The sequence below is a fragment of the Gardnerella sp. DNF01159 genome, assembly GCF_049244215.1.
GTDB classification, from domain to species: domain Bacteria; phylum Actinomycetota; class Actinomycetes; order Actinomycetales; family Bifidobacteriaceae; genus Bifidobacterium; species Bifidobacterium swidsinskii.
The window spans coordinates 661862-677496 of record NZ_CP058387.1 but is presented as its reverse complement, the minus strand read 5'-3'; the positions used below and the strand labels follow the sequence as shown (position 1 = coordinate 677496).

At 42.0% G+C, this 15635-nt stretch carries 14 protein-coding genes; 1 reads left to right on the top strand and 13 read right to left on the bottom strand.

The annotated features are described in order from the left end of the window. Nucleotides 1-36 precede the first annotated feature (36 nt). The 3 genes from HXT39_RS02495 to HXT39_RS02485 are packed head-to-tail and all read right to left on the bottom strand — an operon-like array spanning nucleotide 37 to nucleotide 5590. Nucleotides 37-2565 carry a DEAD/DEAH box helicase gene (locus HXT39_RS02495; protein ID WP_103013862.1) on the bottom strand — a complete coding sequence of 843 codons (2529 nt, stop codon included), beginning with the start codon at nucleotides 2563-2565 and terminating at the stop codon, nucleotides 37-39. A gap of 50 nt (nucleotides 2566-2615) precedes the next feature. Beyond that, entirely contained in the window at nucleotides 2616-4820 is a 2205-nt protein-coding gene (gene der, locus HXT39_RS02490) for a bifunctional cytidylate kinase/GTPase Der (protein WP_102155121.1), read from the bottom strand. Further along, nucleotides 4817-5590 carry a pseudouridine synthase gene (locus HXT39_RS02485; protein ID WP_041160499.1) on the bottom strand — a complete coding sequence of 258 codons (774 nt, stop codon included), beginning with the start codon at nucleotides 5588-5590 and terminating at the stop codon, nucleotides 4817-4819. The genes der and HXT39_RS02485 overlap by 4 nt, the downstream gene beginning before the upstream one ends. 246 nt (nucleotides 5591-5836) lie before the next feature. Between HXT39_RS02485 and HXT39_RS02480 the strand changes: the two genes are divergently transcribed. After that, nucleotides 5837-6808 (top strand): MIP/aquaporin family protein, encoded by a 972-nt coding sequence (locus HXT39_RS02480; protein ID WP_004108851.1) that lies wholly within the window; start codon nucleotides 5837-5839, stop codon nucleotides 6806-6808. An 8-nt stretch (nucleotides 6809-6816) separates the two neighbouring features. On the opposite strand, the gene HXT39_RS02475 is transcribed toward HXT39_RS02480, so the two are convergent. From HXT39_RS02475 to HXT39_RS02430, 10 genes are all read right to left on the bottom strand, one after another. Next, nucleotides 6817-7134, bottom strand: a complete 318-nt coding sequence (locus HXT39_RS02475; protein WP_012914210.1) for a hypothetical protein — start codon at nucleotides 7132-7134, stop codon at nucleotides 6817-6819. A 141-nt stretch (nucleotides 7135-7275) separates the two neighbouring features. Next, nucleotides 7276-8946, bottom strand: a complete 1671-nt coding sequence (gene purH, locus HXT39_RS02470; protein ID WP_103013861.1) for a bifunctional phosphoribosylaminoimidazolecarboxamide formyltransferase/IMP cyclohydrolase — start codon at nucleotides 8944-8946, stop codon at nucleotides 7276-7278. Between the two features lie 33 nt (nucleotides 8947-8979). Next, complete coding sequence (locus HXT39_RS02465) at nucleotides 8980-10353, bottom strand: DUF6350 family protein (protein ID WP_102703138.1); 1374 nt, start codon at nucleotides 10351-10353, stop codon at nucleotides 8980-8982. A gap of 89 nt (nucleotides 10354-10442) precedes the next feature. Continuing rightward, on the bottom strand, nucleotides 10443-11024 hold the full coding sequence (locus HXT39_RS02460) for an adenine phosphoribosyltransferase (RefSeq protein WP_012914213.1): 582 nt from the start codon (nucleotides 11022-11024) through the stop codon (nucleotides 10443-10445). A 140-nt stretch (nucleotides 11025-11164) separates the two neighbouring features. Then, nucleotides 11165-11566, bottom strand: coding sequence for a preprotein translocase subunit YajC (gene yajC, locus HXT39_RS02455; RefSeq protein WP_004108823.1), 402 nt, complete (start codon nucleotides 11564-11566; stop codon nucleotides 11165-11167). Nucleotides 11567-11625: 59 nt separating this feature from the next. After that, nucleotides 11626-12630: a Holliday junction branch migration DNA helicase RuvB gene (gene ruvB, locus HXT39_RS02450; protein ID WP_233186352.1), complete on the bottom strand. Its 1005-nt coding sequence runs from the start codon at nucleotides 12628-12630 to the stop codon at nucleotides 11626-11628. Nucleotides 12631-12724: 94 nt separating this feature from the next. Further along, complete coding sequence (ruvA, locus tag HXT39_RS02445) at nucleotides 12725-13354, bottom strand: Holliday junction branch migration protein RuvA (RefSeq protein ID WP_004108817.1); 630 nt, start codon at nucleotides 13352-13354, stop codon at nucleotides 12725-12727. 87 nt (nucleotides 13355-13441) lie between these two features. Then, nucleotides 13442-14023, bottom strand: a complete 582-nt coding sequence (gene ruvC, locus HXT39_RS02440) for a crossover junction endodeoxyribonuclease RuvC (protein ID WP_012914216.1) — start codon at nucleotides 14021-14023, stop codon at nucleotides 13442-13444. A gap of 6 nt (nucleotides 14024-14029) precedes the next feature. Beyond that, nucleotides 14030-14788, bottom strand: coding sequence for a YebC/PmpR family DNA-binding transcriptional regulator (locus tag HXT39_RS02435; protein ID WP_004108813.1), 759 nt, complete (start codon nucleotides 14786-14788; stop codon nucleotides 14030-14032). Nucleotides 14789-14850: 62 nt separating this feature from the next. Next, a complete protein-coding gene (locus HXT39_RS02430) occupies nucleotides 14851-15507 on the bottom strand; it encodes a CDP-alcohol phosphatidyltransferase family protein (protein ID WP_004108811.1) in 657 nt (218 codons plus the stop codon). Nucleotides 15508-15635: the final 128 nt, after the last annotated feature.

Here is a 15635-nt window from a genome sequence, read left to right as displayed (position 1 = left end):
CTTGCATTTCGTATTCTGTTAACACATTTTTAAAAATCACACGTGCGAAACTTGGTAATCAAAGAACACAACTTCACCTTCGTCTTGAGTTGTATCTAAATCGACAACGCCAGTAATAGCCCAATTATGATCCCCATCTGAATCGTCAATAATCTGCCGAACTTTCCACGAATGTTCACTTTTCTCAAGCGAATCATCCAAAATAAACAAGTCGCCACTTCGAGCCTTAGCATCTATTCCAACATACTCGTGCTCATCGTAATAGTCGTCAAGCACATCATTCCACTCGTGAACGCCATAACCCCAAGCTTTGTCAAGCTCTCCTAAAGTATCCGCATCTTCCAAATCCATAAGTTGCACACGTCGGAACATTGCATTCCTAATCAACACAATAAGTCCACGACGATCCTCAACCACAGACTCAGAAGTTCCAGGCGCAGCCGTAGTTACAGCATTAGCTTCAGCGTCCGAACCTCCTGCACTCTCCCACTCGTCAACAAGACTAGAATCAATAGAGCGCACAACAAGACGAAGCCACGAAATAATATCACGCAATTCTTCGTTAAGCATGTCTTCTGGCACAGTGCGAGCGAGCGAACGGTAAGCGTCCGAAAGGTAGCGAAGAAGCGTTCCCTCACTTCTAGCAATGCCATAACGAGAAATGTATCCAGTAAAATCAGAGACGGTTTCAACCATGTCTCGAAGCACAGATTTAGGCTTTAGCCAGTAGTCGTTTGCCCACGGCACGTCCTTGCGGTATTGCGCAAAAGCAGGAGCTAGCAAATCCTCAAGAGGCTTAGGATAGCTAACTTCAGCTAAGCGTTCCATGCGCTCCTCGTAATCAATGCCATCATCCTTCATACCAGCCATTGCAGCATCGCGAGCCTTACGCTCCTGCGCGCGAAGAACAGGCTTAGGGTCATCTAAAGTTGCTTCAACCATAGAAATTACGTCAAGCGCATAGCTTTGAGATTCTGGGTCAAGAAGTTCCAAAGCTGCGAGCAAGAACGGAGAAAGCGGCTGATCCAGCGCAAAGCCTTCAGGCATTGCAACATCAAGCTCATAATCGCAAGAACCGTTCGCGCGCTTTTTAGATTCAATAACTTGAGTATCGAGCAGAGTTTGGAAAATATCGTTGCAACGCTCAAGCAATTTCTCTTTATCTTGCGGCTTTTGCGCACTATCTTCAATAAGTTTTTCAACGCGTGCTCTAGCGTCTCCGCCTTGCGTAACTTCGTTCAAAATCATTGAATGCGTTACAACCATATGAGGATTCAAAGTTTCTGGAGCACTTTCAATAAGCTTAGTAAACGTTGGTTCGCCCCAAACAACAAAGCCCTCTGGAGCCTTCTTACGCTTAACTTTTTTAAGCTTCTTAGGGTCATTGCCAGCTTTTGCAACAGCGCGCGCGTTTTCAATCTCGAACTCTGGAGCCTCTGCAACTACTAAGCCCTCTGTATCAAACCCCATTCTGCCTGCACGACCTGCAATTTGATGAAACTCGCGAGCGCGAAGCTTGCGACTACGATTCCCATCAAACTTTGTTAGCGCTGTAAGCACAACAGAGTGAATTGGCACGTTAATACCAACGCCAAGAGTGTCTGTGCCGCAAATAACGGGCAACAATCCTTGCTGAGCTAGCTGTTCAACAAGCCTGCGGTAGCGCGGAAGCATGCCAGCGTGATGTACGCCAACGCCTGTGCGCAGTAGCCTTTGCAAAATTTTGCCGAAGCCTGTAGTAAATTTAGTGCCTTTAATCGCTTGAGCAATTTTGTCTCGCTGCTCTTTGCTAGAAACTCCCGTACTAGCTAGCGCTTGAGCTGTTTCTAGAGCTGCGTCTTGCGAAAAATGAACTACGTAGATTGGCGTTAAACCCTTGTTAAATAAGAGTTCTACAGTTGTGGCAAGTGGCTTATCTGTGTACTCATATTCGAGTGGGATTGGTCTTGGAGCGTCTGCAATAATATCGACGTTTCTTTTTGTTGATTTTTCTAAGCGTTCCGCAATATCCGTTACGTCTCCAAGAGTTGCACTCATAAGTAAGAATTGCGTATTTGGAAGTGTAAGCAGCGGAACTTGCCAAGCCCATCCACGCTCTGGATCACCATAGTAGTGGAATTCGTCCATTGCAACGCAATCAACTTCAGCATTTACGCCTTCACGTAAAGCTTGATTTGCTAAGATTTCCGCCGTGCAGCAGATTATTGGAGCATCCGCATTAATATGCGAGTCGCCTGTAATCATACCAACGTTGTCACGCCCAAAAATAGCTACTAAATCGAAGAATTTTTCGGATACGAGAGCTTTAATTGGCGCAGTATAGTAGGAGCGTCTGCCGGTGGCGAGTGCTGTGAAATGCATGCCGAGTGCTACTAGAGATTTTCCAGAACCTGTTGGAGTGTTTAAAATAACGTGGTCTCCTGCAAGCAAATCCATGATGGATTCTTCTTGATGCGGCCACAAATCTACATGTTTGTTATCTTTAACCCAATCAACAAATGCTTGAAAAATCTCATCTTCGCTAGCATGATGCAAATCGAAAGCTAACTCGCTCAAACCAGCCATATACGCTCCTACTTTACTTAACACCAACTTACTTGTGACTTAATCGCGCTTTATTTGCGCTTCTTCTTATCTCGTACTTTTACGGAGATTTGAATAGGAGTTCCCTCGAATCCAAATTCTTCTCGAAGTGATCGCTCAATAAAGCGACGGTATCCGTGCTCTAAGAAGCCAGTTGTAAATATTACAAAACGCGGTGGGCGCGTAGAAGCTTGCGTGGCAAACAAGATTCTCGCTTGCTTTCCGCCTCGCAAAGGATGCGGATGAGCAGACTGAATACGCCCTAAGAAAGCGTTGAGCTTGCCTGTAGGAATGCGCTTATCCCAGCTGTCTAAAGCTGTTCGCATAGCGCGCGCAAGACGATTCGTATGCCATCCTGTTTTTGCAGAAAGATTTACGCGCTCAGCCCAAGTTACGCGCTCAAACTCAGTTTTCCATAAGCGTTCCATGCGCTGTCTGGAAAATTCGTCCATCAAATCCCACTTGTTAAACACAAGTACGATTGCGCGACCTGCATCCACAGCCTGGCTCATAACTTTCAAATCCTGCTCTGCAATAGGCTGGGAAGAATCGAAAAGAATCAAAGCAAGTTCCGAGCGTTCAATCGCAGCTTGCGTACGAAGTGAAGAATAGTATTCAGCACCCGTAAGCTTGTGCTGCCTGCGCTTAATACCAGCAGTGTCAATAAACAGCCAATCCTCGCCGTCAACTCGCACAACCTCATCAACAGGGTCACGAGTAGTTCCAGCCAAATCGTTTACAACAGATCGCTCTTCATGAGCTAAATGATTCAAAAGCGAAGACTTACCAACGTTTGGACGACCTACTAAAGCAACTCTGCGAAGTCCTTCTGGAGTTAAGAATCCTGAAGTTTTATTCGCTTTCTTCAAAGAATTGAGAGCTGCATCAAGCAAATCTCCAACGCCTCTGCCGTGCATTGCAGAAATTCCGTAAGGCTCACCCATTCCGAGCTTCCAAAACTCTGCAGTCAAATACTCGCTTCTAGCATCGTCAACCTTGTTAACTGCCAGAGTAATAGGCTTACCTGCAGCACGAAGCATTGAAACAATACGCTCGTCTGTAGCTGTTAAACCAACTTGACCATCTACTAGGAAAATCACAGCGTCGCTTAAACGCACTGCTATTTGCGCTTGTTGAGCAATAGAAGAATCAATGCCTTCAACATCTGCTTCCCAGCCGCCAGTGTCAACCAGCTTAAAGTTAGTTCCAGCCCACTCAGCGTCGTAGCTTACGCGATCTCTCGTAACACCTGGAGTATCTTCTACAACAGCTACACGATGGCCCAAAATACGATTGACAAGCGTTGATTTTCCAACGTTTGGTCGACCTATAATGGCGATTACTCCAACAGCTTTAGAGTCTTTTGCATCGTCTTGACTTACTTCGTCGCCTCGAAGAAGCGCACGGTCTTCATCGTCAAGATCGTAGCCTTCAAGATTAGCAGCATAGCGGTCGTACTCATCTTGCTCGATAGCAGCGTCAACCATTTCAACAAGAGCATCGAGAGTCTGCTCAAAAGTCAAATCAGAATTATCTAGCGTTGTAACACCGTCTGCTGCTTGAAGAAAATGCGTAACTTTAGCATCTTTAGCGTCACGAGCGTGAATATCGTCTTCTTCAGATTCATTATTTTTAGATTCATTATTTTGCAAATTTTCTTGCGCAATATTCTGCTTGTTTCTGCGAGCTTGACGCACTTCTTCGCGTGCAGTAAGAAGCACTCGAACTTGAGCATTAGGAGCAACAACAGTAGTAATATCGCGTCCTTCTGCAACTATTCCCTCTCCGCCTGAGAAAGAATCTTCATCTGACTCTGAAGCAATATACGCTCGCTGAGCAGCAATAAGCATACGGCGAACTGCAGGAATCGAAGATACAGTAGACACATGCGAAGAAACTTCGCTGGAACGCAATTCTTCGCTAATATCCTCACCTTCGACAGTCACTACAGGATTCTTAGGATCAACACTAAAGTCAGCGTCACTTTCAGTAAATAAGGCTCCAACAGCTTCAATAATTTGATTAAAACGTTCAGTATCCGCTGGATTTACAGGATTTCCTTCTTCATCCAATTCAAGCTTCGTGCTTAAATCAATACCTTGTTTCAAGCACCACCAAGCAGCAGCTCTATACATTGCACCCGTATCTAAATACGCAAAACCGTAGTATTGTGCTAAAGCACGAGAAGTAGAAGACTTACCTACTCCTGCTGGTCCATCAATTGCTACACAAATCACAGGCCAACCTCCTTAGAAAGCGAACGCACTTCTGTTTGAGAAAGCACGCGATACGATCCAGCTTTTAAGTCGCCCAATTTAATAGGGCCAATTTGCGTACGAACAAGACGCTTTACAGGGAAACCAACGGCTCCAAAAATCCTGCGAACAATACGATTTTTGCCAGAATGCAACACAATTTTTACCATGGTTGTGTCGTGATTCTGGTCGATTATTGCGCAACGGTCGAGCTTAATCCAACCATCTTCAAGATTCACGCCTTGCGAAACCAAGCGGCGGCAAACCATACCGTTGATTTTGCCTTCAACAGTTGCAATATAAGTTTTCTCAACCTCATACTTTGGGTGCATTACGTGCTGGCTTAGCTCGCCATCGTTGGTCATTAAAATAAGACCTTCAGAATCGTAATCCAAGCGTCCCATGTGGAAAATTCGCTCGTACTTGTCTCCAACAATATCTCTTAAAGTAAAGCGACCTTTTGGATCGTCCATTGCGCTAAGAACTCGCTTAGGCTTATGCAATGCGAGCGTTACTAGCTTTGTGTTGAACTTTACGCGAGATCCATCAACGCGCACTTTTTGACGTTTTGGATCTACTCGAGTACCAAGTGTTGTAACCAATTCGTCGTCTACTTCAACACGCCCGTCAAGAATAATCTCTTCACACTTGCGTCTTGAACCAAATCCCGCTTCAGCAAGCAGCTTTTGCAGTCGAATGGCGTTGTTGTCATCTGAATGCGCCTGATTGGCGCGGGAATATGCGTTTGGCATCGTTCTCCCAACGTGACCTAAAGAATTACATACATACTTGCGCCAGAATTTACTTAAGAATACGCAGTATAAGCAATTCATTACTCATTAACTTACTAATTTATGTGGCAATTTATTAAATTTGCAATAAATCAAAAAACACCACGTCTTCCTATGTTACCGTATGGCATAGCCGTGATAGTATAGCCTAGGTTTCATTGTGTTGCAATCATTAACAAAGCGGCACAACTAAAATTAAGGAAAGTTATGATTAAAACTACAGATACACCGTGCAGCACAACTAAAACTGCTGCGCCACTTATTGTTCGTATTGGTACTGAATTTATTGCTACAGCTTTAGCGATGTTCGTTGTTTACACTTTTTATTCTCTTACTACTGTAATGTACGGAATCAATGTTTTAATGATTGCCGCCGGCACTGGTATCGCTTATGCTGCAGCGACATATATTGCATCTAAAGTTTCTGGAGGCCATCTTAACCCTGCAGTAACAGTTGCTTCGATGCTTACTGGACGCACTTCATACACTGCAGGATTATGCTACATTGTTGCCCAAGTTCTTGGTGCTATTGCAGCTGCAGGATTGTTTATTCTTATTATTCCTCAGCAGAATTCAAGCATTAATCCATCACAAGTTGGCCAAGGCTCAGGTTTTGACAAAAAGTATTGGTTTGTTTCAATAGTAAACGGATTCGAAAAGGCATCTCTTTCTGCACGTCAACTAAAAGAAATAAACTTGTCTTTCGGAATAGTATCTGCGTTATTAGTTGAAGTTATTGCTGTTATTTTGATTGTTGCCACTGCATTGCGCAGCACAGACCATGAAGGTAATACTAAATGCGGTTATGCAACACACATCGGTATTGCATACGCAGCTGGTGCTTTCATTACATATCAAATTACAGGAGCTGGTTTGAATCCTGCTCGTTCTACCGGCATTGCATTATTCGCAAACTCTCATGATTTGGAAGTTAAACCACTAAGTCAATTGTGGGTATTCTGGATTGCTCCAATTTTTGCTGCAGCGCTTGTTAGCCTAGTTTTGCTATTAACAAAGCTTCTTTCAAACTCAGCACAAAAACCTGCTGTATCAAATGAAACAAATCCTGCACCAATACAAAACTTTGCAGACACAAAAGCAGATGCTCCTGTAGCACCAGATATGAGCTATGAATACGTTCAAAACGTATCTGACAATAACGTTGCGAACAATCTTTAAGAATAAAATTATAGCAAAAATATAATTGAAGCGTATGTTATAAGCAAACCTATGCCGAGCGTAATACTGATGAAAGAATCAAAGCCAACTGAGCGAACTTTCCAAGGGCTACGCTGACGCATAATTAAGCGCATAACTCCTAGAAGTACAGCCGTCACAGAAATAACAACTGTGGCGGCTTTTACATATCCTATAAATGCCAATAATGCGCAAAGTCCAATAATAATTGCTACAATCCATTCAGCATAAGGTTTACCCTCACGTTTTTCCGACACGTACGGATGTTCCGTTTTAGTGCTTCTAGTCTGATGCTCACTATCTGTCATACTTGTATCATACCTGCTCCGCGATAAGAAAACATGAGTTGTTTTAGGTACTAACACAAAGATGCAGCGCTTGAAGTACACAAACGCTGCATCCATAATATTGATTAATTTATTTGTCTATGAATCTTAGCTAAAGCAATTTTAGTGGAAGAAGTGACGAGTACCGGTAGTGTACATCGTTACACCAGATTTGCGCGCAGCTTCGAACACTTCTTCGTCGCGAATAGAGCCACCAGGCTGCACGATTGCGCGAACGCCAGCTTCAATCAAAATTTGCGGACCGTCAGCGAATGGGAAGAAAGCATCCGAAGCCGCAACAGCTCCACGAGCACGTTCAGCACCATCAGCCAAAGTATTCGCACGTTCAACAGCCAAATGGCACGAATCCACGCGATTAACCTGCCCCATACCAATGCCAACAGTAGCATTATCATGCGCAAGTAGAATTGCGTTAGACTTTACACAACGAAGCGAACGCCAGGCAAATTGCAAATCGCGCAAAGTATCAGCATCAGCAGGATCTCCAGAAACAAGCGTCCAGTTTTCAGGATTATCACCAACTGCATCAATCTTATCTGCAGACTGAACTAAAGCACCGCCGTCAATAGGATGAACTTGCAAACCTAAAACTGGCGGAGTTGCAACCTTCAAAATGCGGAGGTTCTTTTTTTTAGTGCGAAGCAATTCCAAAGCTTCAGGCTCATAGTCTGGAGCCACAATAACCTCTGTGAAAATTGGACGCACACTTTCTGCCATTTCTAAAGTGACTGTAGTATTTGAAGCAATCACACCACCGTAAGCACTTACAGGATCGCAAGCGTGAGCTTTCTTGTGAGCTTCAGCTGCATTAGTTCCAATAGCTAAACCGCATGGATTATTATGCTTGCAAACAGCAACTGCAATTTGTGGAGCAAAATCCCAAACCGCACGCCAAGCAGCATCCGCATCCACATAATTGTTGTAGCTCATAGGTTTTCCGCCAAGAAGCTCAGCTTGAGCTAAACCGCCCTTATGCAGAGGATCTAAATACAATCCTGCTTGCTGATGAGGGTTCTCGCCATATCGAAGCGTATGCTCTAAGCTCCAAGTGCGCGTGTAGTTTGCAGGAAGCTTTACAGATTCAGCATTTTTACTATCTTCTTCATCATTTGTGTTCAAACTTTCAGGCTTCTGCCATGCTTTACTTGTCCACTCAGATATAGAAGCATCGTAAGCTGCTGTATGAGCAAATGCTTTACCAGCCAAATATTCGCGCTCTTGCAAATTAAAGCCTTCACCTGAAACGATTCTATTAGCTAAAAGCTGGTAATCTGCAGGATCTGTAATAACGGCAACAGACTTATGATTCTTTGCTGCAGCACGAATCATAGAAGGTCCACCAATATCAATTTTTTCAATAATTGCGTCACTATCAGCACCGCTCATTACAGTGTCTACGAACGGATACAAATTAACTACTACAGCATCAAACGGCTTTATGTTTAGCTTTTCAAGTTGCTTTACATGATCAGCATTACTCATATCTGCAAGAATTCCAGCGTGAATATGCGGATCTAAAGTCTTCACCCTTCCATCAAGACTTTCTGGGAAACCAGTAACGTCAGAAACTTCAGTAACACGAACGCCAAGTTCCGCCAATTTAGCAGCAGTAGAGCCGGTTGAAACTACTTCAGTATCAGCCTTTCTAAATGCTTCAGCTAATATTTCAAGTCCTTCTTTATGAAAAACTGAAACAAGAACTCTACGAATTTGCTTTTCACCTGTGGTTATCAGCACATTTGCGTTTGATTCTTTGCTCTGTGTCTGTTGCACGGCGGCCTTCCTTCCCAAAATAGTAGTGAGGAATTATTTTCTTTTAGCCTTCGATGAAACCGTCCTAGGAGCGGCTTTTTTCAAAGGCAAAGGTTGATTATTTTTATTACTAGCCTTATTTTCGATTAATTCTGCAAATTTTACAGGTTTATTCGACTTACTAGCAGCAATAAGATTTAAGCAATATCTCGCACCACAAATAAGTAGAATACTAAAAATTGAAATAACCAATGCTACAGCAGAAGCGTATAGAGTAAGATGACCAACAGCTCTAGTACTTTCAATAATGTCAACTCCAATATAAGAAAGTCGACATTCCCCTAATGAACCATTTGCTATTGAAAAAACAACAGTCCACATAATTGTAATTAAAGCGGATACGCCAACACTATCAGTTGCAGCTTCTATAGCGTTCAACATAAAAGACTCACGCTCAGTTTTATCAATAATATTTTTTATGCGCAAGCCACAGCCGCTTTTATGCAATAAAGCTACAAGCATTACAATAAAGCATAAAGTTGGAACTATAGAGTAAAAAACAGTGCGATGCACAACGTCAATAACAGCATCAGGAAATATTCCAAAAACCGGAATAGGCGGCAAAGATTTACGTTGAGAAACTGTTAAAGTAAATTGTGCAACAGATCCAATATTAAATCCAGATCCACAAATCCAAGATAATGCCCAAATAGCAACATTAGGCAACCAAACTAAGCAAGCAATAGTTGTAAGAATACGCGAACCATTTTGCATGCCTAATTTATTGAAATATGAATTAACATAACCAAAATTTGTACAAGCCCAAACCACAACAGTTATTAGTGCAACAAAAGCATATAAACCGAACAAAATTACCGCAGTTCGCTTAGTAATACGAATATTTTTTTGAATATACTCAGGACATATTTGCTTATAACGCTGCTTAGCAGATACAAACAGTGAGCTGCTTGGAAAAACCGCTATAAGTAACGAAATTAAATAAACACAAGAAGATTTACAAGCAACAATAAAAGTAGAATCAAGTAAAGTAACATGCGTATTTTGAGAAAGTATCGCATTAATAGCAGCCCAGACTACAAGCCCAGTAAAATATGCTATATTCCCACCTTTAATACGACGAATTAAGCATACAAGCGTTGAAATAAGTAGAAAAGTAAGGCCTAAAGGAATAATCGTAAGAATGCAATTTCCAAAAGTAAGACCCACGCCTTGAGCAAACATAAACACAGCCCAAGTCATAGACATTGCAGATTCAGAAAGATTACCTGTTCCTTCTTCGATAGAAACCACAAGAAGTGTGAGAGATAAGAAAAGACCTATCGTAAGAGAAAAAATAAGAATAACAATAACAGGAGTTATTACACCTTTAGACATGTTTATTAAGGATGACTTAAGCTTTTCAACCATGCCTTTTCCTTTCAATTCTTTTAGGTGCAAAACCAATATATTGTTTTAAATAGGATATTACTTTAATAATAAGCGATAATAATAAACTTTTAAGCTGGCATAGTAATTAAACTGCTGCAAGGATAATCGCATAATTCACTCATTCCACTAATACCAGTAAGTTCAATAACAAAACTAAAACCTGCAACTATTCCTTGAGCGCGCTTGACAATATTTGCAGCAGCTTTTGCAGTGCCTCCAGTTGCAATAAGATCGTCAACAATAAGCACACGTTGACCTGGCTTAATAGCGTCGCTTTCAATTTCAATACTTGCCTGACCATACTCAAGCATGTATGACTCAGTAATAACTGGAGGAGGTAGCTTACCAGCTTTACGAATAGCAAGAAAACCTTTGCCTAACCGAGATGCCAATAATGGTCCAAAAAGAAAGCCTCGAGCTTCAAGCCCAGCAATCAAATCAATTGAATCAGCTGGCACAGGCAAGGCATCAATCAAAGAATCAATAAGAATTCGCGAAGAGCGCGCATTTGAAAATATAGGAAGAAAATCACGGAATATAATACTAGGATTGGGGAATCCTGGAACGGTACGAATCAAAGAAGCAAGATAAGCGGCATCATCGTTGCTTACTGTTTTCAACGTTTTCACTGTAATATCCGTTGCTGTCATAATCCTAACGTTCTTTTCTTCACAAGACTTGTTATTGGAATATGGAAAGAATGTCACATATTCGCGTGATGCGTGAGACATGTGCTGACTCACACATCACGACTTAAGTATTAAATTATAAATTTATGAGATAAAAGTTATTACTTTTCAGAAGCTGCAGATTCTGATACTGGCTCGTTATCTTCGTTTACAGATTTATTTGCATCATCTTGCTTAGCTTCTTCAGCTTGTGCAGCTTCTTCTGCTTCTTCATCGCTAATAAATGCTGGACGCACATACAATCTGTTCACAGCGCGGAAAGATACTCGCATCAAGCTACCTTCTGAATCGATAACAATCTCTTCATATTGAGTATCTACGCTTACAATCTTGCCGATAATGCCGCCGATTGTAATAATTTCAGTACCTGGTTCCAAAGATTCATGGAAGGAACGCATTTCAGCTTGACGCTTCTTAGCATTGCGAGTCTGGAACATCATCATGCAAACCATTGCTACAACGAGAATAATAAGCATGCCATACTGCTGGAAAAATTGAGGCAAAGTAAACTCCTTAAGTATCCAACCCTAAGACGGTCGAAATGCCGTCCAATTTAATTATTTTAGGCTAGCTCACTGACATTACTAGGCTCTTTAAAGCCCAAATGTTTCCAAGCTTTACTAGTTGCAACACGACCTTTAGGAGTGCGAATTAAGAATCCTTCACGCACTAGATATGGTTCACATACTGTTTCAACAGTTTCAGCTTCTTCACCAACCATTGCAGCTAGATTATTAAGACCAACCGGTCCACCGTTAAACTGACAAACCATAGCCTTCAAAACTGCAATATCAAGTCGATCAAGACCTTGTGTATCAATCTGGTATAAAGCTAACGCTTCAACAACAGCTTCATGATTTACTTCTGACAAATCATGCACAATAGCCCAATCTCTGACACGTCTCAACAAGCGATTCGCTATACGAGGAGTGCCACGAGAGCGTAACGATAGCTCTTTAGCAGCTTGATCTATAAGGCGAATTCCTAAGACTTTAGCAGATCGCTCAATAAGTTTTTCAAGCTCTTCGTGAGGATAAAAATCAAGGTGAGCAGTAAAACCAAAACGAGCGCGCAATGGAGAAGGCAACATTCCTTCCCTAGTGGTAGCTCCAACTACAGTAAAACGAGGAAGAGTTAGCGGTATTGATGAGGCACCAGGACCTTTGCCGACCATAACGTCAACGCGAAAATCTTCCATAGCAATATAAAGCAACTCTTCTGCAGCACGAGGCAAACGATGGATTTCGTCAATAAACAACACCTCACCTGCGTCAAGCGCGCTTAGTATAGAAGCTAAATCTCCAGCATGCTGGATAGCAGGACCTGAAGTAATTCGAATAGGAACTTGCAATTCATTAGCAACAATCATTGCTAATGTAGTTTTTCCCAATCCAGGAGGGCCAGCCAATAACATATGGTCAGGCGCAATATCACGCTTTTTAGCAGCATCTAAAAACAGTTGCAATTGCGCTTTTAAAACTGGTTGACCAATAAAACCTTCTAATGCGCGAGGACGAAGTTCCTCATCACTGAGTTGCTCATTTCCTAAAGGCGTTGAAGAAACCATGCGTAAGGATTCTTCAGCAACACCAGTATTTAGCGCAGAAGTATACTCTTCACTCACTTCAACTCCCCCAATACTAGATTCTTTACAAACATGATTACCTACCCCTATCAAGTGAAGCTAATGCCATTCGTAAAACATTAGGCAAATCTGCATCAGATATAGGAATTGAAATATTATTCTCTGCACAAACTTGCTCAACTGCTCTTTGAGCGTCAACTTGTCTCCAACCCAATGAAACAAGACCCTCTATTACGCATTGCACGCTAGAATCAACAATCTGCTTATTAGATTGAGTAGAATCATTAGAACTATCTGCCAGTATTGAAGAATCAAGAGAACCCTTCAATTCCAAAATAATCTTCTGCGCACCCTTTTTCCCTAAACCAGGAGCAGAAGAAAGAGAAGTTACATCTCCCTCAGAAATAGCTTGTAAAAGACGATCAACATTCAAAGTTGAAAGCATAGAAAGAGCAACTTTAGGACCAATTCCACTAACTTTTTGCACTTGCAAAAACATTCGTTTAGCAGCTTGAGTTGTAAAACCATAAAGAGTTAAAGCATCTTGCGAAACTTGAAGCGACGTATAAACGCGAACTTCCTGGCCTTCATGCAAAGAAGACAAATCTTGAGAAGGCATATAAGTCTCATAGCCAACTCCAGAAACAACAATAAGAGCAGAACGAGCATCAATTGACGCAACTTGTCCAACAAGCATTCCAATCATAAACTCACTCCCACTTAACAAAAACTCATAGCTTAAAGCACATAAAGTCAAATACAATTATAATAGAACATCTGTTCTATTAATATCCTACATGCCTCGAACGACAGAAGAAGATTTACGCGCCTGAGCTTGAGCTAAAGCCCACTGTTTCTGCGCAGCAGTTAGATGCTGCTCGCGCTCGCCACCTTGTAAAGCACCAGAAGGACGAAGAGCATGACAAATAGCTTGAGCTAAAGCGTCGGCAGCATCAGCAGGAGTAGGCAAAACATTAAGTCCAAGTAGTCGCGCGACCATGCGCTCTACTTGAGGTTTTTGAGCTTTTCCGTTTCCAGCTACAGCAAGTTTAACTTCAGTAGGAGTGTGTAAAGCAACAGGAATATTGCGCTGAGCTGCAGCAAGCATTGCAATACCTGCAACCTGTGCAGTGCCAAGAACAGTATTTCGATTTTCTTGCGCAAAAACACGTTCAATAGACACAGTATCAGGCGAAAAACGCTCAATTTTTTCAACTAATCCATTATAAATCTTTAAAAGTCGCAAATCTTGCGAAAGATCAGGCTCAGACCTCAACACATCGACGTGAATAAAAGAAAGCCGACGCGAGACGCCGGCTTCAATCACGCCGACCCCGCAGCGAGTAAGCCCGGGGTCAACGCCCAAAATCATCATAGGAGACTATTCAGCTTCCTCAAGCTGAGCCATAACTTCATCTGAAGCGGTCCAGTTGCTGTAAATATTCTGAACATCGTCCAAGTCATCGAGATTATCGATTAAGCGAGAAACCTTTTGAGCATCTTCGAAGCTCAATTCAACCTCATTATTTGGATGCATAATAATATCTGCAGAATCATAGTCGAAACCAGCTTCCTGCAAAGCCTTACGCACAGTTACCAAATCACTGGAATTGGTGTAAACAGAATAAACATCGCCATCATCAGCAACATCTTCAGCTCCAGCTTCAGCTGCAACTTCGAAAAGCTTATCGTAGTCAACACCTTCGGATGGAACTTCAATCAAACCTTTACGTTCGAAGTTGAAGCTCACGGAACCGCTTGTTGCCAAAGAACCGTTGCCCTTAGTAAGAGTTGAACGCACATCAGCAGCAGCACGATTACGGTTATCAGTAAGGCATTCAATAATCAATCCAACACCTGCAGGAGCGTAACCTTCGTAAACAATCTCTTCATAGTTTGCGCCGCCAGCTTCTTCACCAGAACCACGCTTTACAGCGCGCTTGATATTGTCAGCAGGCATGGAAGCCTTCTTAGCTTTAACGATGGCATCGTACAGCGTAGGGTTACCATCAGGATCGCCACCACCCAAACGTGCAGCAATTTCAATGTTCTTAATAAGCTTGGCAAAAAGCTTGCCACGCTTTGCGTCGATAGCGGCCTTCTTGTGCTTTGTAGTCGCCCACTTGGAATGACCTGACATGATACTCCTAAAACGTACAGTTAATCAAACGAAACGATTTTATTGCGCTTTCGCGACAAATTTTATTTATCTTTTATATCAAGCCCATGCTTTACTTCAAAAATACGCTGGAAAACTGTAATAATACCGCCAATAGCAAGCAGAATCATAGCAAAACTTAACCAAAAAAGTTGATTTGTAAGACCAACAAGCCCCATAGCAACAAGAATCACAGCAACTCTATCTGCACGAGTTATTAAACCTTTTTTAGGATCTACATTTATTGACTGACCGCGAGCGCGAGTGTATGAAGTTACGAAAGCTGCCATAAGAGCAACCAAACAGCTTAATAATCCCACACACTTTATTGCATTGCCATTCAAAGTTGAAATCCAAGTGCACATATCTTTTTCGTGAGCTTCATACAAACAAATGCATACAGAGGAAAATAATGACCAGTCTGCAATGCGATCGAGAGTTGAGTCAAGAAATGCACCAAATTTTGTGCCGCCTGTTGTCAAAGCAGCAACAGAACCATCTAAACTGTCTGCAAGCACAAAAATAGTTAAAAATATAGTGCCAACAACAAACTGTTTAGTAAAAGCAGTAACAAAAGCAATAATAACTACAGCTATTGTGCCGACAATTGTTACACAGTTAGCACTTATGCCTAATCGGACTAGCAATTTTGCAATTGGAGAAATAGTGCGCTTAAACCCGCTGCGTAATGATTCCAACATTGAATGCAACCTTCCTAGCGTAATCAAGCAAATAAAACTTGGATTCAATAAACAATCCCATATTAGTCAACCATACTATCCAAGCGACTGTAAGAAGATAGTAAAAACCCACACAACGCTAAGAAGTG